Below are 24,078 nucleotides of genomic sequence, written 5' to 3' on the forward strand. Positions count from 1 at the left end.
ACCGTGCGGGCTCAGAGGCCTGAACCTGGCCTACACCTTGCGAGGCATGGGCTTTCGGGCGGATGTCTTCGAGTTGTCAGCTGCCGCAGTCTGTTTGGCCGCGCCTTTCAATGTTCGATTGGCAGATCGAAGGTCACTGTTGGCGGCCGACAGCTCCGCGTTGTCGTCCTCGAGACTGAGGATCCTCGCGATGCCGGCGAGGTTGACACCGGCGTCGACCAGCGCGCTGATGCGACGCAAGCGGGCCAGGTCATCCGCGCTGTAACGCCGCGTGCCGCCGTCGCTGCGGGCCGGCGTGAGCAGTCCGTATCTTTCATAGAGGCGGAGTGACTGCACGGCGACACCAGAGAGTTCCGCAGCCACCGAGATTCCGTACACGCCGTGATCAGACGCCGGCGGGTCCACGTCGCCTGCACGTTCGGTCATCGAGCATCTCCTCAGCTGTCGCTAGAAAACCTATCTACCACACTTGCGCTGAGGTGTCGACAGTGTTATACAAAATCTATGTCGTCAGACATAGGAAAATTAGAACCGCAGACGAGAGATTGGAGTTGAGAGGTGACTGCCATGCTGATGCGTTCCGACCCGTTCCGTGAACTGGACCGATTCGCCCAGCAAGTGCTCGGGACCGCCGCACGTCCAGCGGTCATGCCGATGGACGCTTGGCGCGAAGGGGAGGAATTCGTCGTCGAATTCGACCTGCCCGGTATCGACGCCGATTCGTTGGACATCGACATCGAACGCAACGTGGTCACAGTTCGCGCCGAGCGGCCGGGGGTCGACCCCAACCGGGAGATGCTGGCTTCGGAACGGCCGCGGGGAGTGTTCAGCCGCCAGTTGGTGCTCGGCGAGAATCTCGACACCGAGCGGATCGCCGCCTCGTACGACGAAGGGGTGTTGCGCTTGCGGGTGCCGGTGGCCGAGAAGGCGAAGCCCCGCAAAATTTCCGTGGGCCGCAGCGAGAGCCGCGAAGCAATCAACGCCTGACCGGCGGTGAACGGGCGGCGGCCGCGGCCATCTGCCACGCGCCGCGGCCGCCCGCCTAGTACCGCGGTCACGCACCGGGACCGACCCGAGGAGGCCGATTCGCGATGACATGGGATCTCAACGGCCAGTCGGCCGCGGTGGAGGAAGCCTTGGCCGGCGGTGCCCCGCAGCGGGTCGGTTCGTTTCGTTTCTACCTCGCCGACCAGCGCTGGGAGTGGTCTGAGCAGGTTGAGCAGATGCACGGTTATGAACCCGGCAGCATCACGCCGACCACCGACCTGGTGCTGTCCCACAAACACCCCGATGACCGCGGTCACGTCGCCGCGACCATCGACGACATCCTGCACACCCATAAGGCCTTCAGTACTCGTCACCGCATCATCGACACTGCTGGACAGGTGCACCACGTGGTGGTGGTCGGCGACCGCATCGTCGACGAGCACGGTGCGGTGGTCGGGACGCATGGCTTCTACGTCGATGTGTCGAGCGCACCCGACCAGAATGAGGTCACCCAGCGGCTGGCGGAGATCGCCGAAAACCGGGCGGGGATCGAACAGGCCAAAGGCATGCTCATGCTGGTCTACGACATCGACGACGACGCGGCCTTCAACCTACTGAAGTGGTTGTCCCAGGAATCCAACGTCAAGTTGCGGCCGCTGGCCGAGCAGATAGTGCAGGATTTCCGCGCTGTGCGGCACGCTGTTACAGCGCAACCGGAGTTTGACCAGTTACTGCTGACGGCGCATACGCGCATGACCGAGGCCTAGTTCGACGTACCTTCAGTGTCGTCGAAGAATGCCCAATCGCCGTCGGCGTTCACCTCCATGCGCCACCCGAGCTCGGAGTTGTCGGCACGGGAGTCGACGAACCATGCGTGCGCGTCTTCGGCGCTTTCGATCTCTTTGGTGGCAACGACTTCGCCCCGTGGGTCGATAACTCTGTATTCAGCCATGCGTCTTGGGTTTCCCCGGCGGCCGTTTTTCAACCGCGTTCCAACGCGCTAGGCGCGCGCGACGATTACCGGCATCCGGGCCGAGTGCACGATCGCGTTGCTGACCGAACCGAGAAGCATGCCGGACAAGGCACCCCGACCGTGGCTGCCCACCACGACCAGTTGCGCCGACTCCGAGCGCGCCACCAGCTGGCGTGACGGGCGATCGCAGACCACCACGCGGCAGACTTTGACGTCGGGATAGGTTTCCTGCCACCCCGCCAGCCGTTCGGCGAGCGTGATTTCGGCTTCCGCCTTCACCTTCTCCCAGTCCAAACCGGGTAGCTCAACGACTTCGAGGTCATTCCGCGCATGCAGTGCGATGAGTTCCACACCTCGGCGCGAGGCTTCGTCGAAAGCCACTGCGGTGGCCGCTTCGGAAGCCGGTGATCCGTCGATGCCCAGCAGGACGGGGGCACGCAACGGGTGCGGCATCAACGGGTCCTCGTCGTGGATGATTGCCACCGGGCAATCCGCGTGCCGCACGACGCCGGCACTCACCGACCCGAGCAGCAACCGCGCCACCGCTCCCCTGCCGGCCGCTCCGAGCACCAGAACGGCTGCGTTCTTGGACATTTCGATCATCGCGGCCACCGGAGTGGAGTGCACGAGCTCGGTCCTGATCGTCAGTTTGCGGTCGGTCAACACCGCCTCTTCGGCGATCTTCACCGCCTCGGCGATGACCTTGCGTCCTTCGTCTTCCTGCCAAACCGCCCAGGTCTCCGGGTAGGGCATCGGCGGCCAGGTCGCCACATCCGTGTTCACGACATGAGCGACGGTCAGCGGGAGGTGCTTCATCTCGGCGTCCCGGGCCGCCCAGACGACGGCAGCGTTGGACGCCGGTGAGCCGTCCACCCCGACGAGGATGCCCAGGCCCTTATCGGTTCCTGTTGTTGCTGAGGTCATTTCGTGATACCTCCGGTCAGGAGCAGTTGGCCGGCATTGCCGCGATCATCGGGGTGTCGACGCCGATGCGCCCGAGAGCATCTGCGCCGCCCGGCGTCCCGAGCGGGGCGTCCCGTCCGGGAAGAATCTGCTGGAAGAAGGCGGCGTTGTCGTCGAGGAACTGCAGTTCGTCCTCGGGAAGATCGCCTTCCCAGTGAATGGCGTCAACACGACATGCCGGTTTGCACGCGCCGCAGTCCACGCACTCTTCCGGGTTGATGTACATCGTCCGGGCGCCTTCGTAAATGCAGTCAACGGGGCATTCCTGTACGCAAGACTTTTCAGCCACGTCCAGGCATTCCTTGCCGATCACATAGGTCATGCGTCCAAGTTATAAAGCGTTCGCCGCCGGTGGCGTCGGTCGAAAGCCACTTGCGTCAGGGACCAAAGGCCTTTATCGGCTACGAACGGACCACGATCACCGGCGTTTTGGCAGAGTGGACGACCGCGGAGCTGACCGAACCCAGCAGCATGCCGGGAAATCCGCCGCGACCGCGACTCCCGACGACCACCAGCTGTGCCCGCTCGGACGCCTCGAGCAGCCATTTCGCCGGCGTGTCACACACCAGCGACCGCTGCACGTGGACGTCCGGATACTGCTCCTGCCACCCGGCCAGGCGTTCGGCAAGCACCTCTTGCCCCTGATTTTCCCGGTCCTGCCAATCCATCCCGAGTGCCGGAAACACGCCGACGTCGCTCCACGCATGCACGGCGATCAGGTCAACGCCGCGCCGGGAAGCCTCGTCGAACGCCCAGGCCGTCGCGGCTTCCGATGCGGGTGAGCCGTCGATTCCCACGACGACCGGGCCCTGCGGTACTGGAACGGCATCCTCTCCCGAGCGGATGACGGCTACCGGGCAGTGGGCGTGCTGGACGAGGGCGGAGCTGACCGAGCCCAACAACAGACGGCCCAGGGCGCCGATGCCCTGGCTCCCGACTACCACCAGCTGCGCCTGCTTTGACGCTTCGATGAGCGTGGAAACCGCGTTGGCATAGGCTAATTCGGTGCGCACCTCAAGTTCGTCGGATCCGCCGGAGCTTTCCGACGCCGTCTTGCGGGCGTGCAAAAGGACGCTGTCCGCTATGTCTTTCTGCCAGTCCGGCATGTCCTTATAGAGTTGCCCGACCGGCCAGCCGACGACGATCGGCGCGACCACATGCAGCAGGGTGAGTGGCACCCGGTGCAGAGCGGCCTCGTGGGCTGCCCAAGCGATCGCCGCATCAGATTCCTCCGAGCCGTCGACAGCCACCAGGATTCCGTATTTTGTTGGTTCCGCTGACATTCCATGCTCCTTGCCGTTTGCAGCCTTCATCCTACGAGGCGTGGCGTCGTCGGTGTAGAGGTCTAAAGACTCTACGTTTCGGGGCGGGTCCGGCGCGTCGCAGGGCGGCGCCGTGTCAGATGTCGGCATATACATGTTGGCGCACAATGTATTTCACCGACTGCGTTAAAAGGGTGGGGGTTCTTCGGGGCCGGATGGGCGTTGGGGTTGGGGCGCGGGCTGGGCGGTGTGCGCGGTGGCTTCGGGCGGACTGAGTTGGGCGAGGTTGTAGGCACGTTCGCCGTCGATGCGGGCCTGGCGGTCCTGAGCGCGCGTGCGGGTACGAGTGGGCATCATCAGGGTGCGGGGCTGATCTTGGGGTGGTGTCGTGCAGGCGGGCAGGGGTGCGCTGGGCTGGTTGAGGGTGGGATAGAGCAGTCGGCTGCCGGGGCGGGTGGTGTAGGTATGGCCGGTGGGCGCGGTCCAGATGATGGTGCCGTCAGGTAGTTGCCGGTCGCGCCAGCCGTGGGGTCCGCCCCAGAATGTCTTGAGCAGGTGATGTTTTCGGCACAGGCAACGCAGGTTGGCCCGGTGAGTTGGTCCGAACGGGTAGGCAATGGCGTGATCGATGTCGCAGACGTCGGCAGGGCAATCACAGCCCGGGAATCGGCAGGTCATGTCGCGGGCACGGATGAAGCGGGCCAACGCCGCGCTGGGCCGATAACCCGGGGTGGGCTCGGGGCAGTAGTCGATCGCGGCGGTGCGGGCGCCGGCGGCGATGAGCGCACCCAGGTGGGCGGCGGGGATGGTCTGTCCGCCCAGGATTTGGGCGGCCGGCAGGCAAGTCGCGGGCGGGTCCGGGTCAGGCACCGGGCGCAGCGGGTCGGCGGGATCTACCTGCGGGGGTTGCTCGCCGTTCAGGCACGGATCGGGCGGAGCAGACACGGTGGCGGGCTCGGCGATCACATGGATAACCACCGCACCGGCACGGGAGTCAGGGATCCGGGCGGAGCAGTCGGGGTCCGCGCATTGGCAGGCCAGCTGCGTCCCGCCGGCAGCCAGGGCACCTAGAGCATCGGCACGGCGCTGGGCCACCGTCCGCGGATCGGCGTCACATACCTGGCGGGCCATATCTGACAACCGGCGATCCAGCACCGCGGCATCGGTGCCCAGCAGCGTGCCCCATATCTGGGCGGTCCCCGAGCCGTCATCGGCGGAGGTGATGACCACCTCACGAGACCGCGCGCCAATGCGGGCGCGCCGAACCGCGGCGGGGTCATAGCGCTCGATGAGGGCGTCGATGGCGCGGGCGGTTTTGGGCTGCGACAGCGGCGCGTAGCGCAGGGCGTCGTTGGCCAACAGGGCGTCGACCACGCGCAGCACGGCGGGGTCTTTGATCAACTCGGTGTGCCAGATGATCGTGGTGACCAGCCGTAGACTCAGCCGCCCTTCGGCGAACAGCGTTGCGACCGCGGGCAGGCGCTGGCGCAAAGCCAGCGCCTGATACATCTGGTGCGACGCCAGGTTGTGACTGATGTTCAGGGCCGCTCCGACCTGGGCGGCGATGGCGTCCCAGTTGTCACACGACCAGCGTCCGCAATCGGTGGCGCCTACCGCGTGGCGGGCCACCAGCTCGGCGATCGCGGCGAAGCGACGCGCGGCGGCCACGGCCTCATCCCGGTTGGCCGCGGCCATGACGGCCACCACCCCGGCGTCGTCGGCTTCCGCGACATCATCGAACATACTTTCGAATCTAGTCGGCGGACGCCGTCACTCGCCGCCCCGAAGGACCCGGCTGTGGACAAACCTCCAACTGTGGATAAAGACAGAGCTCCGGTAGCGAAAGTTCAGCTCACGTGCCGGCCGACCATGCTGGATTACTCTGACTCGCAGGCGATTCCGTCGTGATCGCTCAACTGAAGTCTTCGCAAATCGAGCACATTTCTCGGCTCAGGCATCGCCTTCACGAAAGGCGCCGATAGCGTTGATCACGCCCGAAATCTCTCCGTCACTGAGCTTTTCGCCATCGAAGACATGGTTCAGCAGAACCTGTAGATCCAGCATCTGCTGCAGATACACCAGGCACGGCGGACACTCGTCGAGGTGTCTGGCCACGATCGCGCCCCACTGCCCCGGATCCGACTCGACCAGATCGTCCACCAACCGGACGAATTCGATGCAGTCGACCGCCGGAACGGTGTTGTCGTAGACGGTCATCGTTGGTACCGCCTTTCCAGTTGATTCCGCAGATTCCCCCGGGCGCGGTACAACAACGCCCGCTGTGCGTCCGGCGAGAGTTCCAGGATCTCCGATGCCTCGTCCGAAGACATGCCGATGAGATCCCGCAGGATGATCAGTTGTCGTTGCCGCGCCGGCAGCGCGTCCAGCGCGGCGCGCACGTATCCCACCAATTCGTTTGCCACGGTGTGGTCCTCGGGAAGGAATCGCCGTGACGGCGGCACACTCCAGTGGCCGGCGTCGGGGTGTCCGGGCGGATGCATCCGTCCGGCCAGCGGGTCACCCTCCGACGTGCCCAATACTTCGTGCTCCCGGATCCGCGACTCGCGGCTCCGGTGGCGCGACGCGGTGTTCTTGACGATCCCGAACAGCCAAGTGGCCACCGACGAGCGGCCCTCGAACGCTGCCGAAGACTTGAGCACCTGTACCCACGCCTCCTGCACCGCCTCCTCGGCCACCGCCGGTGAATTCACCATGGTGCGAGCGAAATTCACCATCGGGCGTTGGTGGTCGCGGACCAACGCGGCCAACGGAACCCCACCGACCAGATGCCGGGGTTCCGCACCCTCGAACGACGCCAATGGCGTCAAGCGCATCCGCCTAGTTCCCAACGCAATTGGGCTTCCGACGGCGACTGCACCGGGATGAAGGCCGCCTCACGGTAGCGGCGGCTGGCGGGCGTCCTGCTCGCGTATCCTTTGCCGCCGGCGGTCCGAACCTCCAATGCGGCACTGGCGCTGGCAATCTCGGCCGCGGTGAGGCGCAGCGACAGCAACTCCTTCTTGCTCGGCGGTTGATGTCCCCCGACTGCGGCAGCCAATCTCGCCAAAGTGGTTTGCGCCCAGACCAATCTCTCCGCGACCTCGTCGACCTCGGAGGCGAAGATCTCATTCACCCCTGAGAGCCCGAGCCGGGCATGCCGCGCCGCCGTCTCGGCTAGACCGACACACATGGCCGACTGCAGCACAAGGAAAGTGGGCCGGACCGCGCCCAGGAACCCCTCGAAGTCGGTGGACAACACCTGCCCATCCGGGACGAAAACGTCCTTCAACTCCAAATACGACGAGGCTGTGCTGTCCATTGCCAACAACTTGAAGTGATCACCCACCGTGACCCCGGGGCTCGTCAACGGCAACGCGACGATCACCTTCGCGCCGGGTTCGGTAGCAGCGGCAGTGACCAGCAGCGAATCGTCGTACAGGTTGGACGCCCAGCGGATCGGACCGCTGATCCGGTAACCGCCCCCGACCGCGGTCGCCGCCAACTCCAATTGACCGCAACCGGCCAGCGTTTTGAAGGCGGCCGCCATGCCGGTCACTCCCAACGACGTCCCGGCCGACAGCGACTCCGCAGTCGCCAAGCTGAAAGGCGTTGCGGCAGTGAGCAGATACTCCAGCGCCATCCGGTTCGCCCACACCGAGAACCCGGTGCTCATACACTCCCCGGAAATCAGCCTGATCACGTCGGCCATCTCGGCGAGCCTGCCGTCGGCATTGCCGGGCGCGCCGACATCGAGCAGTCCCGCGGCCCCCAGACCCGGGAAGCTACGGCGGGCCGTGGCCTCGCCCCGGTCCAGAGCGCCGGCGTGGGCACGAATGTCTGTTATCAGCTCCGAATCGAGCAAGCCGATCACGGCATCGGTCGTCGTGGTCATTCTGCCTGCCTAACCGATGGACAGTGCGGAGTCGACAGTTACAGGACGCGTGAATGTATTGACCACGGGCGACCACGCAATGGCGCTGTCGTGGATCTCCTTGAGGGTCGCGTCCTCAGCGTCGCCGGCCAGAGTCACCTTGCAGCGCACCGCGGTGAAGCCGAGGATCTTGCCGGCGGGAGTGTCGCCGACACCCCACACCGCGGAGATGTCGATGTCGCCTTCCATCTCCACCTCGATCTTCGTCAGGGTGACGCCGCGATGGGTGGCGTTGGCCAGCAGGCCCACCGAGATGCACGATCCCAGCGCGGCCAGGCAGGTCTCCGAAGGATTGGGCGCCGAATCGTCACCCAGCAGTGCCGGCGGCTCGCCGACCAGCATCGGCGCAAGATCACGCACATAAGTCATGTTGCGGAAGCCGGACTCGCACACGGTCTTGGCCTTCAAGGTCTTCTTGCCGGTGGCGGGGTCGGCCTTGGCGTTACAGGACAGCCGGTCCAGACCCTGAGCGTCGATGACGAGCGCGTCGGTCATGCACTTCCTCCATTTCTCTGCGAAGAGCCGGTCAGGAAGTTAGTGCCGCCGCATCGAGAAACGTGACGGTGACCTCAGTCACACCGGTTGCGTCACAAAGTCGATCAGTTCCTCCACCCGTCCGATCAGGGCCGGTTCCAGGTCGTTCCAGTCGCGGACCGTCGACCTGATCCGCCGCCACGCCGTGGCGATATCGGTCTGGTTCGCGTGCGGCCAGCCGAGCGCCGCGCAGATGCCATGTTTCCATTCGATGTTCCGGGGCACCTTCGGCCAGGCCTGCAGGCCGAGCCGTTGCGGCTTGACGGCCTGCCAGATGTCAACGTAGGGATGCCCGACGACCAGGGTGTCCGCTCCCCCGGGACCCGTGCGCACCGCCTCGGCGATGCGCGACTCTTTGGAGCCGGGCACCAGGTGGTCGACCAGCACGCCGAGACGGCAGCCCGGGCCGGGCCGGAATTCGGCGACGATCCCCACCAGATCGTCGACCCCGCCGAGGTGCTCGACCACGACGCCCTCGATCTTCAGGTCGTCGCCCCAAACTTGCGCGATCAGCTCGGCGTCGTGCCGGCCCTCGACGTAGATCCGCCCGGCGCGGGCGACCCTGGCGCGGGCGCCCGGCACGGCGACCGATCCCGACGCTGTGCGTGCCGGGACGGCAGGCCCCGATCGGCGTGGTGGGGTGAGGATCACCGGCTGACCGTCGATCAGATACCCGGGTCCCAGCGGGAACGGACGGGTCTTGCCGTGCCGGTCTTCCAGCTCGACGCGGCCGTACTCGACGCGGACCACCGCACCCACATAGCCCGTCTGCGCATCCTCGACGACCATGCCCAGCTCGACCGGGTGCTCTACCGAACGGGGCTTGCGCCGCCCGCCGCCTGCCAGCACATCGGTTCCATAGCGATCGACCACCCGGCCATACTAGGGAGCCGGCGCAGGGATCACCGGCGCGGCGCGCCGCAGCAACGCGCGAAATTGGTTGTCCATCACGATATTCGGTGCCCGTCGGTGGCGAAGAAATGCAGATGGCCGGGCTGCGGATGCAGGTGCACCCGACTGCCTTTGCCGGGCGGGTCATGGCCGTCGGTTCGGGCGATGATCGGTTTGCTGATGACCGTGTCGGCCCCGGTGATCCGGCCGTAGAGGTAGGCGTCGGCGCCCAACTCCTCGACCACGTCGACCTCCATCTCGACGCCGACGCTACCCAGCTCGAAGTGTTCGGGGCGGACCCCGACGACGAGTTCGGCGGCAGTGCCGGCGATCTCCCGTGGCACCGGAATATTCCAATCCCCCAGCGAGACAGCGGAGTCAACGACCGGCAGGGTGAACAGGTTCATGGCGGGCGACCCGATGAATCCCGCGACGAACACGTTGCCCGGGTTGCGGTAGAGCTCCCTTGGTGTCGCACACTGTTGCAGCAGCCCGTCGCGCAGCACCGCGACGCGGTCACCCATGGTCATCGCCTCGACCTGGTCGTGGGTCACGTACACCGTGGTGGTGCCGAGTTGGCGCTGCAGCGCGGCGATCTGGTTGCGGGTCTGCACGCGTAGTTTGGCATCCAGGTTCGACAGGGGTTCGTCCATCAGGAAGACCTGCGGACGGCGTACGATCGCCCGTCCCATCGCCACCCGCTGTCGTTGCCCGCCGGAGAGATCTTTGGGCTTGCGTTCGAGATACTGCTCCAGATCGAGCATGCGTGCCGCCGCCAATACCCGTTCGCGGGTCTCGTTTTTCGGTGTTTTGGCCACTTTCAGCGCGAAGCCCATGTTCTGCGCCACCGTCATGTGCGGATAGAGGGCGTAGTTCTGGAAGACCATTGCGACGTCGCGGTCCTTGGGATCGAGGTTGGTGACATCGCGGTCGCCGATGCGGATGCGCCCGGAGTCGAGGGTTTCCAATCCCGCCAGCATCCGCAGCGACGTTGTCTTGCCGCATCCGGACGGCCCTACCAGGACCATGAACTCGCCGTCGCCGACCACCAGATCCAGGCTATCCAGGGCGGCCCGGTCACTGCCCGGATAGCGCCGGGTCGCCTGCTCGAAACTCACCGAAGCCATTGCGCTAACCGCCCATCCCGGTGACGGCGATGCCGCGGACGAACGAGCGCTGGGCGAAGGCGTAGATGACGACCAACGGCAGCAGGATCAGGATCGAGGTCGCCATCAGAACCGGCCAGCGGGCAACGTATTCGCCGCGCAACCGGACCAGCCCGAGGGTGAGGGTGGCCAGGCTGCCGCGCTGGATCATCAACAGCGGCCACAGGAAATCGTTCCACACGCTGACCCACGTCAGCACGGCGAGCACCATCACCGCGGGCCGGGCGTGAGGCAGCAGAATGCGCCAGTAGATCTGCCAAGGCGAGCATCCGTCGAGAATCGCCGCCTCCTCGAGATCGGTCGGCAGGGTGCGGAAGAACTGCCGCATCAGGTAAGTGCCGAACGCGCTGCCGAACAAACCCGGCACGATCATAGCCCAGGGCGTGTCGACCCATCCCAAGGTCCGCATCACGATGAACTGCGGGATCACTGTCACCGTCAGCGGCACCATCAAGGTGCCCAGATACAACAGGAACAAGGTATCGCGGCCGCGAAAATCCAACCGCGCGAACGCATATCCGGCCAATGAGCAGAACATCACCTGGCCGGCCGTGACGCATCCGGCATACAGGACGGTGTTGAAGAACATCCGCCAGAACGGCATCAGATCGAACACCGTGGTGTAGTTGGACCAGCGCGGGCTGGACGGCAACAGCCGCGGTTCGCTGATCTCGCCCTCCTTCTTCAGGGACCCGGAGATCGCCCACAGGATGGGAAACAAGGCGCACCAGGCAACGAAGATCAGCGCCGCGTAGGACGCGACGGCCCGGAAGACGGCGCGCTTAGCCGAGACCACGGGACGACTCCCAGGTACGACGGCGGGTGATGCGCAGCTGCAACACCGTCAGCACCAACAGAATGGCGAACATCACCCACGCCAGCGCGGACGCATAACCGAACTCCAGGAACGAGAACGCGTGCTGAAACAGCATGATGCCCAGCACGTAGGTGCCGGTTTCTGGTCCGCCGTTGGCACCGGTCAGGACGTAGACGAGATCGAAAGACTGAAACGCGTGGATGATCGAGATGACCACCACGAACGACATCGCACCGCGGACCAACGGCACCGTGATGGACACGAACTGCCGGATCTCGCCCGCACCATCGATTCTGGCGGCCTCATACACCGTTTCCGGAATACCCTGCATCGCCGCCAACAGGATCACCGTCGCGAACGGAACGCTGCGCCACACGCTGACCATGCACAACGACACCATGGCCCAATGGGGTTCGACCAGCCACGGTATCGGGCCGATCCCGACCCAGCCGAGCATGATGTTGAGCAACCCGTTGTCGGTGTTGAACACGAACTGCCACACCACCGCCATCACGACCGAGGAGATGGCCAGCGGCAGGAAGACGATCGTGCGAAACACGCCGATCCCCTTCACTTTCCGGTTCAGCACACCGGCAACGACGAGACTGATCAGCACCGTCGGCAGCACCGTCCCCACCGTGTAGATCACCGTGTTGCGCATGGCGATCAGAAACAGCGGGTCCGAGGTGAACAGATTGTGGAAGTTGTCCAGACCGACGAACTTGGCCGGAGTGAACATGTCCCACTTCTGCACGCTCATGTACAGGGAGAAGCCCAGTGGGAACAGCATGAAGAGCAGCACCGCGGCGAGGTTGGGTGCGATGAAAAGCCTTCCGGCCCAGGCGCGCCGGCGCCACGGGGGTGTCTTCGCGGGGGTGGGCGTGTCGGTTGCGGTCACGGGTTTCGCAGCACCTCGTCGACCGAATGCGACAGCCCGGCCAGTGCGGTCGCGGGCCGTGCACCTCGCAACACCGGTCCGAAGTTGCGATCCATCAGGGCGACCACCTTCTCCCAGGCCGGGGTGATCGGCAGACCCTCGGACACCACCGGCCCGTCGGTGAGCACCGCGAGGTTACCGATCCTGCGGTGCGCGTCGGCGAATCCGGGTGAGTTGATCGCGGATCGCAGCACCGGCACGAACAATCGAGATTCACCGATCAGGGCCTGACCGATGGGTCCGCAAGCAAACTTCACGAACTCCCACGCCTGTTCCTTGCGTTTGCTGGTCGCCGCGATGCCAAGGCCCGTGACACCGATGTTGGAGCAGGCGGTATGCCCGCCCGGGCCAAGCGGCAGCGGTGCGACGTCGAAATCCAGGCCGTCGGCTAGGTCGAAGGTCTGGTAGCGCCAGTGCCCGCCCAGCGCGATCGCGGCCCTGTTCACGGAGAAGAGGTCGGCGTTGGACATCGACTGCTGCTCCGACGCGCTGGGCGAGACCTTGTGTTTGTTGATCAGGTCGGCGTAGAACTGCACCGCCTGGACGAACGCCTCGTCGTCGAAGTTGAGATGGGTCGGATTGGTCCGCGGGGATGACCACCGCACGCCGTTGTTCATCGCGAACAGGCCCGCCGAGTAGAAGGACACCCAGGCGTTGACGAATCCCCACTGCGTGACTCGTCCCGACGCCTCCCGCTTGGTGAGAGCCCTTGCGGCATCGAGGAATTCGGCGAAACTCCAGCTCTGCTGCCAGGTGCCCGGCGGCGGACGCACCCCGGCGGCCTCGAACATGGCCTTGTTGTAGAACAGGTAGTTTCCCGACCACTGCTCCGGGAACGAGTACTGCCCGCCTTCCGGACCGGCCGGGTAGGTGAACGTCCGGTACAGCGCGTCGATGCTGTCCGCGTGGAGTTGCGCGGCAAAGTCCTGGTCGCGCGCCAGCAGCGAGTTGAGGTCCAACAGCACACCGCGGTCGGCGAGTTCGGCGTAGGTGAGTTCCCACGTCATCAGCACGTCCGGACACTTGCCGCCCGCACAGAACGTCGACAGTTGCTGCATCACGCCGGGTCCCGACAGCAGCGCGCGGACCTTGATGTCGGGGTGCCGGCGCTGAAATTCGTTGACCACCCGCATCCGCGGCCGGATCTCGTCGGGATTCGCGGCGAAGAAGAAGGTCAGCGCGTCGTCGTCAGCGGCGCATGCCGCCGCCCACGGTGTCAGCGCGAACGCCCCTGCGCCCCGTAGCAGGCTGCGCCGTCCAAACGGCTTGTCGATCATGGTGCTCCCGGAACCGGCCCGTTGCCGCCCTCCCGCGGCGGTGTCTGATGTTCTTCATAGTCGACAGTTCTGTGCGCCGCCTGGGATGCGCCAGTTCCCAGAGCCGATTCTCAGGACGACCGCGCCGGCGGCAGGGTCAGGACGGCGTTGCGCAGCCGTTCGGGGTCGCCGGTGATGTCGACGACCTGGATCAAGTTGTCCGCGCCCAGGGCGATGCGCAACAGCGCCTGCAGCCGCCCGGCCGGGGCAATGGCGATGCCGGGCCGCCCGTCGATCAGCACCACCGCTGCGGCGCGCGCCCGATCGGTGAATCGACGGGTCTCCTCCGCAACGGCTCTGGCACCGCGCATTTCGACGGGCACATCGGCGGGAACCAGCGCCGGGTCGACCGTGCGGACCACATCGGGAGCCAGCAGTCTCACCAGCGTATCGATGTCACCGCCGCGTGAGGCCGCCAGAAAAGCCCGCACCACCTCGAGGTGCTCAGCCGTGCGCGGCGCGGGCGCGGACGGGGCCGGGTGCAGGCGTCCCCTCGCCCGGCTTGCCAGTTTTTTGGCGGCGGCCGGCGAGCGGTCCAGCAGGTCGGCGATCGTCTCGAACGGCACGGCGATCACGTCGTGCAGGACGAACGCGACGCGTTGCGCGGGCGGCAACCGATCGAGCACCACCAGCAGCGCGCGGCTCACCGACTCCGCCATGAGCACCTCTTCGTCGGCTGCGGCCGCGACGAAACGTTCGCCGACGGCGGCATCAGCGTCGGCGTCGGTCAAGGGCTGTTCCGCGCGACGCTTCCGGGCACGGAGTTGGTCGAGCGCCTCACGTGCGGTGATGGTGGTCAACCACGCCGTCAGATTGGCGACGGCCGCGTATTCGGAGCGACTGGCCTTCAACCACGCCGCTTGCACCGCATCCTCGGCGTCAGAAAGCGAGCCGAGCAGCTGAAAGGCCACTGACTTCAGGCGCCCTCGATCCGCCTCGAATCGCTGGGCCAGATCGACAAGGTCCACTGCTGTGTTCACGGGGGTCACCTTTCCCGGGCAGAAATCGTCAAGAAGCTGAGCGCATCTGTTCGACCTGCGAAGGAGACCTTTCCCATGACTGTAATGCACATCGCCTATGTACCGGTCGTCGTCACCACCATTGCCGCCACCGCGGCAATCGCGATACCGGACCTGGTTCCCGCGCAATTCGTGCTGGCGAATTCGGCCCGCGTCGGCGTCTCGCGCTCCTGGCTCCCGACGCTGGCCGTGCTGAAGCTGGCCGGGGCCGGCGGCCTGTTCGTCGGTCTTCTTGGCTTGCGGCACATCGGAATTGCCGCAGCTGTCGGGCTGGTGCTGTACTTCGCGGGCGCCGTCATCGTGCACGTCCGGGCGCGCGTCTTTTCGAACATCGCCTTCCCCGCCGGCTACCTGCTGCTGTCGGTTCTCTCGTTGGCGCTATCGGCGTCCCACTGATCAGGCGGCGAAGTAACGGACGGCGTTGATCCGGTTGCCGCGCCAGGCGACGTCGGCGAACACGATGCCCCGCCCGTGATCGGAGGCCACCGAAACCACGACGGTGGACCCGGCACCGATGACCTTGGCCCAGTTGGCGCCACGCAGGTGCTCGCCGAGTTCCGCAAGCTCCAACGGCTGGCTGTCACCCAAAGTTATTGCGGCATCGGATGATAACATCTGCCGGGCGATCGATTCGTCGCCTCGGGCAGCGGCCCGCAGGAAGCCCTCGACCAATCTCTTGTGCCGTGCACCCACCCGCCGGAACCCGGTCATGAAGCCGACGGCGCCCCGAGGACCCTGGTTGCCCAGCAGGCCCTTGCCGAGTTGGACACCCGGTGTCAACGCACGGGTCCCGGTTTTCAGGAACTGCACCATCATGGCCGGCAATTCCCAATAGGCACGCAGGCGCGCAACCTTCCACTCCCCGCCCACCTCTCGCAGGTCATAGCGCAGGAAAGCCGGAATGAACATCGTCACGGCGTCGCCCATCGCCACCTCGAGTTCGAGATCGCGGAGCACGGTGTCACCCGACACGATGTCGACGTCGCGGTGAAAGGTGATGCCGCGCGGGCCGATGAAGGTGTCGTAGAAGCGGTAGATCTCGTCGTGCCCGACGTGCGGGCTCGATCCCACCGGGTCTTCGACGCGGCCGTCCTGGGTGAAGACCTGGACCCACCCGTCGCGGTCGTGCGCCGAAACCGCTTGCGGTGAGCGCTCTACCGCGGCCAGCAGGTCGTTTCTGTGCGAGGTCGTCATATTTGCTTTCCGATCAACTCGATACTGGCGGTTCGCATTTCGTGCAGTGCCCGGGCGGTCGAATCGGCGGATACGCCCGCCGTCAGGTCCAGCAACACCCGGGTGCCCAGGCCGGCCCGGGCGGCGTCGTGCGCAGTGTGCCGCACACAGTGGTCGGTGGCCACTCCCACCACGTCGACCTCGTCGACGTGGTGTTGGTGCAGCCAGTCCAGCAGCGACGTCCCGTTCTCGTCTACGCCATCGAACCCGCTGTACCCCGCGCCGTAGGCGCCCTTGCGGAAGACGGTTTCGATCTTGCCGGTGTCGAGGCCGGGGGCGAACTCCGCCCCGGTGCTGCCGGCTCGACAATGCGGCGGCCAGGACGAGGAGTAGTCGGGATCGTGCGCGAAGTGGCTGCCGGGATCGATGTGAAAATCTTTGGTGGCCACGATGTGGTGGTAGCCGGGATCGCCTGCAAGATAGTCGTTGATCGAGCGGGCTACAGCGTGCGCACCGGGGACGGGCAAGGCGCCACCCTCACAGAAATCTTTCTGCACGTCGACGATGATCAACGCTCGCACGCCGTACACCATATCGCCGAATTACCGAGGATCCGGCGGGTTTGTGGGCTGGCCGGCCGGGGAACACAGCGCCCATGTTGATCCGCAGAATCGCCCGACCCATGTTGTCAGCTGTCTTTATCGGCCAGGGAGTGGACGCCCTGCTGAACCCGAAACCCGCAGCTCAAGCGGCACAACCGACGGTGAGCGGTTTGCAGTCTCTGCCGGATTCGGTGAGCAGCAACATTCCCGCGGACGCCGAGACGTTCGCTCAGATCAACGCCGCCGTCCAGATCGGCGGTGGTGTGCTGCTGGCCGCCGGCAAGCTGCCCCGGCTGGCCTCGGCCGCGCTGGCGCTGACGGTGGTTCCGGGAAACCTTGGCACGCACATGTTTTGGAACGAGCCCGACCCCGAGCGCAAGGCCGAGAAGCGGCGCGCATTCCTGGCCGATGTGAGCCTGCTGGGTGGGTTGCTCATCGCGTCTGCTGACACCGCGGGCAAGCCGTCGCTGGGCTGGCGGGGACGCCGTGCGGCCGAGCGGCTGTCCGACCGGGTGTCCGGAGCGCTGCCGGGTTCCTCACATGACGTGCTGGACTCGGAGCTGGGCGAAAAGATCGTGCACGGCCTGCAGGCCGGCGCCGAGCGCGGCCGCGAACTGGCCAGCACCGCCGCCGAGAAGAGCGCCCCGTACGCCGAAGCGGCCCTGGAACGCGGGCGCGAGTTGGCCAATACGGCCGCCGAGCGCAGCGCGCCCTACGCCGAAGCCGCCTTGGAACGCAGCCGCGATTTGGCCACCACCGCGGCGGAGAAGAGCAAGCCGTACGCCAAGAAGGCGCGCAAGCGCAGCGAGAAGCTGGCTCAGGTGGCCGCCGACCGCGGTGCCGACTACGCCGAACTCGCCCGCAAGCGCAGCGAGAAGTTGGCCGACACGGCCCGCGAGCGTGGTTTGGAACTGGCCGAAACCGCTCGTGAACGCGGCTCCCGGCTCGCCGACACGGCGGTGACCCGCGGCAACGAGTTCGCCGAGACGGCGCGCGACCGCCTCGACGACCAGCTCACCACCACCCGCAAGCGCTGGGGACGTTAGCCGCCCCTGTTAGCCGCCCCAGTTCAGGAAGGCATCGACGACCGCGTCGACATCGCGGTCGTCGATGTCGACGGTGACGCCGGGTTCGTCGGCCCCAAGCGGCTCCAGCGTGTCGAGCTGCGACTGCAGCAGGGTCGCGGGCATGAAATGTCCGGGCCTGGCGGCCACGCGCTGGGCGATGAGCTCCGGTCGGCCGCGGAGGTGCAGGAAGTAAGTCGACGGGCTGTGCCGTCGAAGCCGGTCACGGTATGCCCGCTTGAGGGCAGAACAGCTCATGACACCGCTGGGGTGCGCCGCCAGCCATTGGCCCACGCTGTCCAGCCAGGGGTAGCGGTCGTCGTCGGTGAGTGGTTCGCCGGCCGCCATCTTGGCGATGTTGGCGGGCGGGTGCAGGTGGTCGGCGTCCCCGAAGGGCACTCCCAGTCGCCGGGCCAGTGCGGCCCCGATGGTCGACTTGCCCGACCCGGATACCCCGATCACCACGACTGGGCGGGTCACCGACTCTGGTCGACCTGACTGCGGTTCCACTCCATCCAGCCGGCGCCACTGCGGCCGTCGGTGGTCGTGACGTCAACCCAGGCGCGCGGAAAGTGACTCACCCGTCCGTCGACGCCGACCAACCGGACCGGCGCGTGCGCCCGGATCCGCACGTCCGCGGTGATCTCAGCCGGGGCGAGCTGTAGCGTCTGATTTTCGGGTAAACCGTTGGCGCTGAACGCTTCCCGGATGTCCACGGTGGTCAGGTCGGTGATGTTCCCGGTGCGGTCCTGGGCGTAGCCGATGCTGAATGCCGGGGTGTTCGGAATCTGGATTCGCACGCCGTGCAGATGACTACCGTCCTGCAGGTGCAGCGCGGTCCACATCCAGTCCATGGACCACCAGTCGCGCACGCCCCACGAGTGATCACGCTGCCCAGGCACCGAATTGATCTGGTAGCGAGCATGTTTGACGGTGACCGTGCCCGAGACGGTACACGGGATCTCATACCGGGTGGTCAGCCGGTACTGGTACGGGATGCCGTCGGTGGTCCACACCAGGTTCATCGCAAGGTCGACCGGCTCGCCTGGCTCGCCGCGCAGCAGCGCCGAAGGGTCTTGGTAGGACTGGCCTTTGGCCTTGATGTCGACGTGGTAGGTCTGCAGAGCAGCGTCGCTGGAGTGCGCGAGTTCGAGGCTGTCGGTGTGCGCCGTCCAGGCATCCGCGGGCAGCGGTATCTGGTAGTCGACGGCGACCGTTGCCTGATCGGGCCCGCATACCAGCGCGTGGATCCATGCGATCTGCTGATTGGGTATCAAGCCTATACGGAACCAGCCGCCCAATCCCTCTGCGGCGTCGACGAAGTCGGCGTACCAGCTCTCGCTCCACAGGGGTTCGTCGGTGGCCGGATGGGCTCCCTCGTCCTCCGGTTGCGGCCGCAACGGCTCGGGAGCGGCGGCGGCCGGCAATATCGCCAGCGCGTCGATGTCCAGCACATGTTGGCAGTGCCGCTCCAGCATCGTCATGAACAATTGGTCGCCCCGCTCGGTGCGCTCGACCAGCATCGACGAGACGATTGCCATCATCACCCCGAAGAAGCTCTGGTGCCGCACCCCGTCGCGGACGTCGCTGAGGCTGACTGGAGTCTGAGGCCCGAGCGCCTCGTGGTAGGCCTGCAACAAGCGGTCATACTGTTCGCGACGATCGTGCGCCGGCAGCGCGCAGCCCAGGAAGTAGGCCAGGTCGGTGAACGCCGGGCCCCAGGAAACCGTCTGCCAGTCCACCACCGTGAGTGCCCGGCTGGCACCGGCGGCTCCGAACAGCAAGTTGTCCAGGCGGTAGTCCCCGTGCACGAGTCCCTGAATGCCGCCGCGGGCGGCCTCCTGCGCCAGGTAGCCGTCGAACGCGCCGATCAGGCGATCGCAGACGGTGCGGTGTTCCGGGGCAATCCGATCGGCGTACCGATCGATGAAACCGGCGTACAGCGGGGTGATCATCGCCTGATTGAGCGGTGATTCCCGGTTCAGCCACGGCGCGTCGGCCAATGCCGGGTCGCCCAGCAGCGGGCCGTGCAGGCGGCCCAGCTCGGTGACCGCGAGTAGGGCCTGTTCGGTTGTGGCGCCGGCTATTTCGTCGCCCACCGTGGCGGGTCCGGCGTCGTCGAGCAGCAGGTCGAACACGCCGGTGGAGATGTTGATCGCGGCGTGATAGCACGGTGCGATCGCCCCGCCCAGGCGCGGCGCGATGTCGTGGTAGAAGCGAACTTCACGCTCGTAGAGCCCGAGCGCCAGCCCGGTCTGCCGGCTCACCGGGTCGGTCGCGGCGACCTTCAGCACCACCGACGGCGGGCCGGGCGCGCGTTCGGCGTCGGGATCGTCGGGGTCGGCAGCATCGGCGTCGGCATAGTTCAACCCGATGCGGTAGCACTCGCTCATCTGGCCCGTGCCGATGCGGTCGGCGGTGAACTCCGAGACGGTGCCGGCGCGGACGGTGGCGGTGAGCCACTCGGGGGTGAGGTCGCCGGGCCGCTCGATGGCCTGGTCGGTATTGGAAACCATGGGGGTCAGCGTGCCAGGTCAGCGCGCGAGGGTGAAACCGTCCCAGGCCAACCGGCGGTGCTGGTGTGGGTCGAACTCGATGCGCGACTTGCGATCGAAGACCATCACCGCGCGGTCGTCGTGGGTGTAGACCGGCCAGTCGTCCCCCGGCACACCCGAGCGACTGAACGACCGCCAGCGTCGCTGCACGTCGTTGCTGACCCGCAGGGCGGGCCCGCGGTCGGCCGCCGCGGTGAGCAGCGCACCGAACCGGGTGCGGTAGATGTCGAAGACCGCGAACAACTCGGTGGCATGGGTGGCCCCGAAGCCCGACCACTGCAGGGTCCGCGGGGCGTAGTCGTAGCGGTAGAGGTAGGTGGGCGCGTGGTGGGTGTGCGCCTCGGCAATCTGCCAGGCCGCCGTACTGAACGCGAAATCGCCACCCAGCTGAATGCACGCCTCCGGCTTGGGGTACTTCGGGTATGCGGCGGTAATACGTTCGCGCGCAGCGGGTTCCACTTCGGCGAGTAGCGCTTCGACCATCGCTTTGTTGGTCGGCAGCATGCCGAGGAAGCGGGTGAACAGGCGCCCCTCTTCGGCATTGGTGCCGACGATGAGCGGTACCTGGTGCGCCTGGCCGGTACGCATCGCCTCCACGGGATCGACCGGCACCACCTCGTCGCCGAAGACGGGGCCGATCGGGAAGGCACCCAGCCGTTTCTGCATGCCCTGGTCGATCAGCCGGTGCTGGGTCTCGATGAGTTGGGCCGCCGAAGCCCGCATGACCGCGTTGGCGGCGTCCTTGCTGCGCGCGCCGAGCAGTTCGGCGAACCGCGTCGCGAACTCGGCGGCCACCTCCGTCGACCGCGTCATGCCGGCCGCCGGGCTCTCCGAGATGGCCCGGTGGAACAGCCCTGCCGCCGCGGGCACGGCCAGCAGCGTCGCGGTGATGTGCGCGCCGGCGCTCTCGCCGAAGATGGTGACGTTGTCGGGGTCGCCGCCGAAGTTGGCGATGTTCTCCTTGACCCAGCGCAGTGCCATCACCAGGTCACGCAGGTACAGATTGCCGTCGATAATGACGTCCTGGGTCGACAGCGCCGACAGATCCAGGCAGCCGAGCGCGCCCAGCCGATAGTTGACCGACACGTACACGCATCCCCGGCGGGCCAGCGCGGCGCCGTCGTACAGCGGCGTGGCGGAACTGCCGAGGATGTAGCCGCCACCGTGGATGAACACCATGACGGGCAACGGTTCGGGTGCGCCGGCTTCGGGGGTGACGACGTTGAGGGTCAGACAGTCCTCGCTCATCGGCTGATAACGCCCGACCCCGAGCATCGTGTAACGGCGCTGCTGAGGGGCGCAGTTGGCGAATCCGTGGCAGTGCCGCACGCCCGACCAGGGCTGGACGGGCTGCGGCGCCCGATAGCGCAGCGGCCCCACCGGCGGCCTGGCATACGGGATCGAGCGCCAGCGGTTGACCCCGTCGCGGGTGAAGCCTTCGACGGTTCCGGCGGTGGTGCGGGCGCGGACGATGCGCTCGTGCATAACTCGACGTTAACCGACGCACCGACGGGACGGCGTGCGCAGCGCCAAAATCCGAGGTGCGGCGGCTAGCCTGACGGGATGCGGATCGCCGCGCTGGTCGCAATCCCGATACTGGTTGCCGGGTGCTCGCACACCGGCGCCGGGGGTTCCGGGCCGCCCCAGCCGTCCTCAACCCAGCCAGCTACTCAGACAGGGCCGTCCGCGTCGGCCTCGACGCCTGCCCAGGCGTCGGGTGCGCCGGCCGCCGGGGCGCCGATCGCGGCGGTCATCACCTGGATTGAGGCAGCTCATCCCGCTGACCCGGCGCGCTATCAACTCGACGGGAATGTCGCGTTCAGCGCGACCGGCGGCAAAGCGAGATGTACGACGGACGCCAAGCACACTGTCGGCTTGCTGTCGTGTCTGGTCGAGCTGACCAGTCCCCCGCCCCGGCCGGATACGGCCTATGGGGAGTGGAAGGGCGGCTGGGTGGACTTCAACGGCACCAACTTGCAGGTCGGCTCCGCCCGCGCCGATCCGGGACCGTTCCTGGCCGGCACCGGAACGCCGTTGGCCGACGGGGACTCGTTGTCCTTCGGTGACTTTCGCTGTCGCGCCGACCAGGCGGGCCTGTTCTGCGTCAACTATGCCCACCAGTCCGCTGCCCGGTTCAGCGCGGCCGGCATCCAGCCGTACGGGTGCCTACGGTCGGCGCCGCCGCCTGATGGCGTCGGGATCGCGTTCAACTGCTGACCGCCCCAACCTTTTTCGGCTCAGCCGACCGTGCCGTTGCTGCCGAACAACAATCCGCCGACGCCACCGGCGCCACCGGCTCCGGTCGAACCGTCAGGCGTGCCCGACCCGCCGTTGCCTCCGCTGCCGCCATCACCGCCGTCGCCGATCAGGGTGGTGGAACCACCGCCGCCGCCTGCCCCACCGGTGCCGCCGGGGCCGGTAGCTGCCGATCCGCCGTCGCCACCGCGTCCGCCGGCCGCGCCGTTTCCGAACACCCAGCCGCCGGGTCCGCCCCGGCCGCCGCGGGCTCCGGCGCCGCCGGCATCACCGGCGCCGTCGGCCCGTCCTCCGGTACCACCCGCCCCGCCGACGCCGCCGTCACCCAACAGCCTCGCGCCACCACCATTGCCCCCCACGCCGCCGGCACCGCCGGCACCCGTTGCCTGGGCCAGCGCGTCCCCGCCCGCCCCGCCGGCACCGCCGTTGCCGAACACCCAGCCACCCGCACCGCCGTTGCCACCGGCACCGCCGGTCTCGCTGAAGTGACCGCCGCCCAGGCCGCCCGAGCCGCCGGCGCCGCCGGCGCCGATCAGTCCGGCGTTGCCGCCGAACCCGCCGGTGCCTCCGGTGCCGCCGGCCGCGCTGGATCCGCCTGCGCCGCCGCTGCCGCCATTGCCGAACAACAGCCCGCCGCTGCCTCCGCCCCCGCCGGTTCCGCCGAGTCCGCCGGTCGCAGCCGGGGCCGTCGCTGCCCCGGCCGCCCCACCGGCCCCGCCGTCGCCGATCAGCCAGGCGTTGCCGCCGGCGCCGCCGGCCCCGCCGTTGCCCGCCGTGCTCGCGCCGCCACCGGCACCGCCGGCGCCGCCGTTGCCGGCCAGTAACCCGCCCCAACCGCCGGCGCCGCCGATACCACCGCCGGTGGACCCGAGGCCGCCCGCACCGCCGACCCCGCCGGCGCCCAGCAAGATCGCCTGCCCGCCCGCACCGCCGAGCCCACCGAAGCCTGTCGGAGCGTCACCGCCGACGCCCCCCGCCCCACCGTTGCCGAAGAGCCAGCCGCCGTTACCACCGGTCCCGCCGACGCCGCCATTGACGCCCACGCCGCCGGTGGCGCCGGCCCCGCCGGCCCCGCCGTTGCCGAACAGCCCTGCGGCGCCGCCTCTTCCGCCGGCGGGATGGATGCCGCCGCCGGACCCGCCGGAGCCGCCGTTACCGAATAACAAACCACCGGCCCCACCGTCCGCGCCCGTCCCTGCGGCGCCGTTGGTGCCGTTGCCGATCAAGGGGCGACCCAGCAGCAGTTCGGTCGGCAGGTTGATCAGGTTGAGCAGATCGTTGAGGGGGCCCAGCGCAGCCGCGTTGAGGGCTTCGGCACCGGCATAGGACGCGGCGCTCGCTGCGAGGGCCTGCACGAACCGGGCATGGAAGGCTTGCGCCTGCTCCCCCAACGCCTGGTAGCCCGATGCGTACCGGCCGAAGAGTGTGGCGATCGCCGCGGACACCTCATCGGCGCCGGCGGCGGGTATCTGTACGGTGGGGATCGCGGCAATTGCGTTGGCGGCGTTGACCGCTGCTTCGATGGTCATCAATTCTGTTGTGGCAGAATCGATTATCTCCGGCGTGACCCATACAGACGACATTGCGCACCTCCCCCGGGCCCGGCCCGATGTGAAGCACAGGGTATCGCGG

At 67.2% G+C, this 24,078-nt stretch carries 27 protein-coding genes; 5 read left to right on the forward strand and 22 right to left on the reverse strand.

Annotated elements, in window-relative coordinates:
* Positions 1-30 precede the first annotated feature (30 nt).
* Positions 31-426: a MerR family transcriptional regulator gene (locus C0J29_RS17155; RefSeq protein WP_120793053.1), complete on the reverse strand. Its 396-nt coding sequence runs from the start codon at positions 424-426 to the stop codon at positions 31-33.
* A gap of 141 nt (positions 427-567) precedes the next feature.
* Here C0J29_RS17155 and C0J29_RS17160 point away from each other — a divergent pair, with 141 nt between their 5' ends.
* A complete protein-coding gene (locus C0J29_RS17160) occupies positions 568-987 on the forward strand; it encodes an Hsp20/alpha crystallin family protein (protein ID WP_065042787.1) in 420 nt (139 codons plus the stop codon).
* A 104-nt stretch (positions 988-1,091) separates the two neighbouring features.
* Positions 1,092-1,754, forward strand: a complete 663-nt coding sequence (locus C0J29_RS17165; RefSeq protein ID WP_120793054.1) for a PAS and ANTAR domain-containing protein — start codon at positions 1,092-1,094, stop codon at positions 1,752-1,754.
* On the opposite strand, the gene C0J29_RS17170 is transcribed toward C0J29_RS17165, so the two are convergent.
* The 15 genes from C0J29_RS17170 to C0J29_RS17240 all read right to left on the reverse strand — a co-directional run bounded on the left by C0J29_RS17170 (position 1,751) and on the right by C0J29_RS17240 (position 14,757).
* Positions 1,751-1,939, reverse strand: a complete 189-nt coding sequence (locus C0J29_RS17170; RefSeq protein ID WP_055580927.1) for a hypothetical protein — start codon at positions 1,937-1,939, stop codon at positions 1,751-1,753. The two genes, C0J29_RS17165 and C0J29_RS17170, sit on opposite strands and share 4 nt — an antisense overlap.
* A 48-nt stretch (positions 1,940-1,987) precedes the next feature.
* Positions 1,988-2,884 (reverse strand): universal stress protein, encoded by an 897-nt coding sequence (locus C0J29_RS17175; protein ID WP_120793055.1) that lies wholly within the window; start codon positions 2,882-2,884, stop codon positions 1,988-1,990.
* A gap of 16 nt (positions 2,885-2,900) precedes the next feature.
* Positions 2,901-3,245: a ferredoxin gene (gene fdxA, locus C0J29_RS17180; protein ID WP_065042784.1), complete on the reverse strand. Its 345-nt coding sequence runs from the start codon at positions 3,243-3,245 to the stop codon at positions 2,901-2,903.
* A 79-nt stretch (positions 3,246-3,324) separates the two neighbouring features.
* Complete coding sequence (locus C0J29_RS17185; RefSeq protein WP_120794787.1) at positions 3,325-4,206, reverse strand: universal stress protein; 882 nt, start codon at positions 4,204-4,206, stop codon at positions 3,325-3,327.
* Positions 4,207-4,371: 165 nt separating this feature from the next.
* Positions 4,372-5,928 carry an HNH endonuclease signature motif containing protein gene (locus C0J29_RS17190; protein WP_120793056.1) on the reverse strand — a complete coding sequence of 519 codons (1,557 nt, stop codon included), beginning with the start codon at positions 5,926-5,928 and terminating at the stop codon, positions 4,372-4,374.
* 207 nt (positions 5,929-6,135) lie between these two features.
* Positions 6,136-6,402: a hypothetical protein gene (locus C0J29_RS17195; RefSeq protein ID WP_120793057.1), complete on the reverse strand. Its 267-nt coding sequence runs from the start codon at positions 6,400-6,402 to the stop codon at positions 6,136-6,138.
* Positions 6,399-7,019, reverse strand: coding sequence for an RNA polymerase sigma factor (locus C0J29_RS17200; RefSeq protein WP_120793058.1), 621 nt, complete (start codon positions 7,017-7,019; stop codon positions 6,399-6,401). Before C0J29_RS17200 ends, C0J29_RS17195 begins: the two co-directional genes overlap by 4 nt.
* The gene (locus C0J29_RS17205) at positions 7,010-8,077 is read right to left on the reverse strand and encodes an acyl-CoA dehydrogenase family protein (protein ID WP_065049011.1); all 1,068 of its coding nucleotides are present in this window, start codon (positions 8,075-8,077) and stop codon (positions 7,010-7,012) included. The genes C0J29_RS17200 and C0J29_RS17205 overlap by 10 nt, the downstream gene beginning before the upstream one ends.
* 9 nt (positions 8,078-8,086) lie before the next feature.
* Positions 8,087-8,611: an OsmC family protein gene (locus tag C0J29_RS17210; RefSeq protein ID WP_065049013.1), complete on the reverse strand. Its 525-nt coding sequence runs from the start codon at positions 8,609-8,611 to the stop codon at positions 8,087-8,089.
* 78 nt (positions 8,612-8,689) lie between these two features.
* Positions 8,690-9,523 carry a DUF3097 domain-containing protein gene (locus C0J29_RS17215; RefSeq protein WP_065049015.1) on the reverse strand — a complete coding sequence of 278 codons (834 nt, stop codon included), beginning with the start codon at positions 9,521-9,523 and terminating at the stop codon, positions 8,690-8,692.
* Positions 9,524-9,597: 74 nt separating this feature from the next.
* Positions 9,598-10,668 (reverse strand): ABC transporter ATP-binding protein, encoded by a 1,071-nt coding sequence (locus C0J29_RS17220; RefSeq protein WP_120793059.1) that lies wholly within the window; start codon positions 10,666-10,668, stop codon positions 9,598-9,600.
* 4 nt (positions 10,669-10,672) lie between these two features.
* Positions 10,673-11,503 carry a carbohydrate ABC transporter permease gene (locus tag C0J29_RS17225; RefSeq protein ID WP_065163283.1) on the reverse strand — a complete coding sequence of 277 codons (831 nt, stop codon included), beginning with the start codon at positions 11,501-11,503 and terminating at the stop codon, positions 10,673-10,675.
* Positions 11,490-12,422, reverse strand: coding sequence for a carbohydrate ABC transporter permease (locus tag C0J29_RS17230; RefSeq protein ID WP_242460459.1), 933 nt, complete (start codon positions 12,420-12,422; stop codon positions 11,490-11,492). The genes C0J29_RS17225 and C0J29_RS17230 overlap by 14 nt, the downstream gene beginning before the upstream one ends.
* Positions 12,419-13,738 carry an ABC transporter substrate-binding protein gene (locus tag C0J29_RS17235; RefSeq protein ID WP_120793060.1) on the reverse strand — a complete coding sequence of 440 codons (1,320 nt, stop codon included), beginning with the start codon at positions 13,736-13,738 and terminating at the stop codon, positions 12,419-12,421. The genes C0J29_RS17230 and C0J29_RS17235 overlap by 4 nt, the downstream gene beginning before the upstream one ends.
* Positions 13,739-13,848: 110 nt before the next feature.
* Positions 13,849-14,757, reverse strand: coding sequence for a sigma-70 family RNA polymerase sigma factor (locus tag C0J29_RS17240; protein ID WP_120793061.1), 909 nt, complete (start codon positions 14,755-14,757; stop codon positions 13,849-13,851).
* Positions 14,758-14,841: 84 nt separating this feature from the next.
* Here C0J29_RS17240 and C0J29_RS17245 point away from each other — a divergent pair, with 84 nt between their 5' ends.
* Positions 14,842-15,192: a DoxX family protein gene (locus tag C0J29_RS17245; protein ID WP_120793062.1), complete on the forward strand. Its 351-nt coding sequence runs from the start codon at positions 14,842-14,844 to the stop codon at positions 15,190-15,192.
* Here C0J29_RS17245 and C0J29_RS17250 read toward each other — a convergent pair whose 3' ends face one another.
* Together C0J29_RS17250 and pncA are read right to left on the reverse strand one after the other, a co-directional pair.
* Positions 15,193-15,990 carry a nuclear transport factor 2 family protein gene (locus C0J29_RS17250; protein ID WP_120793063.1) on the reverse strand — a complete coding sequence of 266 codons (798 nt, stop codon included), beginning with the start codon at positions 15,988-15,990 and terminating at the stop codon, positions 15,193-15,195.
* The gene (pncA, locus tag C0J29_RS17255; protein WP_065049043.1) at positions 15,987-16,550 is read right to left on the reverse strand and encodes a pyrazinamidase PncA; all 564 of its coding nucleotides are present in this window, start codon (positions 16,548-16,550) and stop codon (positions 15,987-15,989) included. The genes C0J29_RS17250 and pncA overlap by 4 nt, the downstream gene beginning before the upstream one ends.
* A gap of 74 nt (positions 16,551-16,624) precedes the next feature.
* Between pncA and C0J29_RS17260 the strand changes: the two genes are divergently transcribed.
* Positions 16,625-17,617 (forward strand): DoxX family protein, encoded by a 993-nt coding sequence (locus tag C0J29_RS17260; protein WP_120793064.1) that lies wholly within the window; start codon positions 16,625-16,627, stop codon positions 17,615-17,617.
* 9 nt (positions 17,618-17,626) lie between these two features.
* Here the strand turns inward: C0J29_RS17260 and C0J29_RS17265 are convergent, their stop codons facing one another.
* The 3 genes from C0J29_RS17265 to C0J29_RS17275 are packed head-to-tail and all read right to left on the reverse strand — an operon-like array spanning position 17,627 to position 21,675.
* Positions 17,627-18,115 (reverse strand): gluconokinase, encoded by a 489-nt coding sequence (locus tag C0J29_RS17265; protein WP_082994189.1) that lies wholly within the window; start codon positions 18,113-18,115, stop codon positions 17,627-17,629.
* Positions 18,112-20,151, reverse strand: coding sequence for a DUF7064 domain-containing protein (locus tag C0J29_RS17270; RefSeq protein WP_065049039.1), 2,040 nt, complete (start codon positions 20,149-20,151; stop codon positions 18,112-18,114). The genes C0J29_RS17265 and C0J29_RS17270 overlap by 4 nt, the downstream gene beginning before the upstream one ends.
* Positions 20,152-20,169: 18 nt before the next feature.
* Positions 20,170-21,675 (reverse strand): carboxylesterase/lipase family protein, encoded by a 1,506-nt coding sequence (locus C0J29_RS17275; RefSeq protein ID WP_065163289.1) that lies wholly within the window; start codon positions 21,673-21,675, stop codon positions 20,170-20,172.
* Positions 21,676-21,753: 78 nt separating this feature from the next.
* Here C0J29_RS17275 and C0J29_RS17280 point away from each other — a divergent pair, with 78 nt between their 5' ends.
* A complete protein-coding gene (locus C0J29_RS17280; RefSeq protein WP_120793065.1) occupies positions 21,754-22,407 on the forward strand; it encodes a hypothetical protein in 654 nt (217 codons plus the stop codon).
* 20 nt (positions 22,408-22,427) lie between these two features.
* Here C0J29_RS17280 and C0J29_RS17285 read toward each other — a convergent pair whose 3' ends face one another.
* The gene (locus C0J29_RS17285) at positions 22,428-24,029 is read right to left on the reverse strand and encodes a PE family protein (RefSeq protein ID WP_120793066.1); all 1,602 of its coding nucleotides are present in this window, start codon (positions 24,027-24,029) and stop codon (positions 22,428-22,430) included.
* Positions 24,030-24,078 lie beyond the last annotated feature (49 nt).

Origin of the sequence: Mycobacterium paragordonae (genome assembly GCF_003614435.1) — a bacterium.
Lineage (GTDB): Bacteria > Actinomycetota > Actinomycetes > Mycobacteriales > Mycobacteriaceae > Mycobacterium > Mycobacterium paragordonae.

What these genes read in the sequence shown, in the direction of transcription:
- C0J29_RS17260 (WP_120793064.1), top strand. Translation starts at nt 16,625, where the DNA reads ATGTTGATCCGCAGAATCGCCCGACCCATGTTGTCAGCTGTCTTTATC.
- C0J29_RS17175 (WP_120793055.1), bottom strand. Translation starts at nt 2,884, where the DNA reads ATGACCTCAGCAACAACAGGAACCGATAAGGGCCTGGGCATCCTCGTC.
- C0J29_RS17245 (WP_120793062.1), top strand. Translation starts at nt 14,842, where the DNA reads ATGCACATCGCCTATGTACCGGTCGTCGTCACCACCATTGCCGCCACC.
- C0J29_RS17280 (WP_120793065.1), top strand. Translation starts at nt 21,754, where the DNA reads ATGCGGATCGCCGCGCTGGTCGCAATCCCGATACTGGTTGCCGGGTGC.
- C0J29_RS17285 (WP_120793066.1), bottom strand. Translation starts at nt 24,029, where the DNA reads ATGTCGTCTGTATGGGTCACGCCGGAGATAATCGATTCTGCCACAACA.
- C0J29_RS17190 (WP_120793056.1), bottom strand. Translation starts at nt 5,928, where the DNA reads ATGTTCGATGATGTCGCGGAAGCCGACGACGCCGGGGTGGTGGCCGTC.
- C0J29_RS17205 (WP_065049011.1), bottom strand. Translation starts at nt 8,077, where the DNA reads ATGACCACGACGACCGATGCCGTGATCGGCTTGCTCGATTCGGAGCTG.
- C0J29_RS17270 (WP_065049039.1), bottom strand. Translation starts at nt 20,151, where the DNA reads ATGGTTTCCAATACCGACCAGGCCATCGAGCGGCCCGGCGACCTCACC.
- C0J29_RS17160 (WP_065042787.1), top strand. Translation starts at nt 568, where the DNA reads ATGCTGATGCGTTCCGACCCGTTCCGTGAACTGGACCGATTCGCCCAG.
- C0J29_RS17170 (WP_055580927.1), bottom strand. Translation starts at nt 1,939, where the DNA reads ATGGCTGAATACAGAGTTATCGACCCACGGGGCGAAGTCGTTGCCACC.
- C0J29_RS17250 (WP_120793063.1), bottom strand. Translation starts at nt 15,990, where the DNA reads ATGACGACCTCGCACAGAAACGACCTGCTGGCCGCGGTAGAGCGCTCA.
- C0J29_RS17210 (WP_065049013.1), bottom strand. Translation starts at nt 8,611, where the DNA reads ATGACCGACGCGCTCGTCATCGACGCTCAGGGTCTGGACCGGCTGTCC.
- C0J29_RS17155 (WP_120793053.1), bottom strand. Translation starts at nt 426, where the DNA reads ATGACCGAACGTGCAGGCGACGTGGACCCGCCGGCGTCTGATCACGGC.
- C0J29_RS17220 (WP_120793059.1), bottom strand. Translation starts at nt 10,668, where the DNA reads ATGGCTTCGGTGAGTTTCGAGCAGGCGACCCGGCGCTATCCGGGCAGT.
- C0J29_RS17235 (WP_120793060.1), bottom strand. Translation starts at nt 13,738, where the DNA reads ATGATCGACAAGCCGTTTGGACGGCGCAGCCTGCTACGGGGCGCAGGG.
- C0J29_RS17165 (WP_120793054.1), top strand. Translation starts at nt 1,092, where the DNA reads ATGACATGGGATCTCAACGGCCAGTCGGCCGCGGTGGAGGAAGCCTTG.
- C0J29_RS17200 (WP_120793058.1), bottom strand. Translation starts at nt 7,019, where the DNA reads ATGCGCTTGACGCCATTGGCGTCGTTCGAGGGTGCGGAACCCCGGCAT.
- C0J29_RS17275 (WP_065163289.1), bottom strand. Translation starts at nt 21,675, where the DNA reads ATGCACGAGCGCATCGTCCGCGCCCGCACCACCGCCGGAACCGTCGAA.
- C0J29_RS17185 (WP_120794787.1), bottom strand. Translation starts at nt 4,206, where the DNA reads ATGTCAGCGGAACCAACAAAATACGGAATCCTGGTGGCTGTCGACGGC.
- fdxA (WP_065042784.1), bottom strand. Translation starts at nt 3,245, where the DNA reads ATGACCTATGTGATCGGCAAGGAATGCCTGGACGTGGCTGAAAAGTCT.
- C0J29_RS17195 (WP_120793057.1), bottom strand. Translation starts at nt 6,402, where the DNA reads ATGACCGTCTACGACAACACCGTTCCGGCGGTCGACTGCATCGAATTC.